This window comes from Pseudoalteromonas sp. NZS100_1 (assembly GCF_015864285.1).
GTDB classification, from domain to species: Bacteria; Pseudomonadota; Gammaproteobacteria; order Enterobacterales; family Alteromonadaceae; genus Pseudoalteromonas; species Pseudoalteromonas arctica.
Genome location: NZ_JADYXN010000146.1, coordinates 1 through 742, shown reverse-complemented (window position 1 = coordinate 742; position 742 = coordinate 1). Strand labels below are relative to the sequence as shown.

General features: G+C 65.0%; 1 protein-coding gene. It reads left to right on the top strand.

What is annotated here, in order from left to right; genetic code table 11:
• A partial coding sequence (locus I6F66_RS21020) for a bifunctional enoyl-CoA hydratase/phosphate acetyltransferase (protein ID WP_197209732.1) occupies window positions 1-742 on the top strand: 742 nt, incomplete at both ends.

Below are 742 nucleotides of genomic sequence, written 5' to 3'. Positions count from 1 at the left end.
GTGCCGCAATTCAGCGGACGGGACGGTCCTTACTGGCAGCGTCGAAGTCCTCGCGCCTCGCGAAAGGATCCGTCGTGCCCGTCCTCTATCCCCTCAGGGCGTCATCGCGACCCATGATCGCTACCGGCAACTGATCGAGCGAACGCAAAGCCAGGCGCCTGTAACCACAGCTGTCGCGCACCCGTCCAGCCCGCAAGCGATTTCAGCCGCCCTCGAGGCAGCGGAAGCGGGGCTGATCGTGCCGATCCTGGTCGGACCCGAGAAGAAATTGCGAGCAGCCGCCGAGGAAGCAGGATGCGACATGTCCGCTTTCCGGCTGGTTGCCGCCGACCACAGCCATGACGCCGCCGCGAAGGCCGTCGAGCTCATCCGCTGCGGCGAGGCCGGGCTGTTGATGAAAGGCTCGCTGCACACCGATGAGCTCATGTCGGCTATCGTCAATCCGGCGACGGGCCTCAGGACCGAGCGGCGCATCAGCCACGCCTACGTGATGGACGTTCCCGGCCATCCCGCGCCGCTCATCATCACCGATGCAGCGGTCAACATCCTGCCTTCCCTCCAGGAAAAGGCCGATATCATTCGCAACGCGATCGATCTCGCTCACGTCATCGGATTGGCCGAACCTCGGGTCGCGATCCTGTCGGCGGTCGAGACGGTCAACCCCGACCTGCCCTCGACACTCGATGCCGCGGCGTTGTGCAAAATGGCCGATCGCGGCCAGATCACCGGCGGCATACTCGCT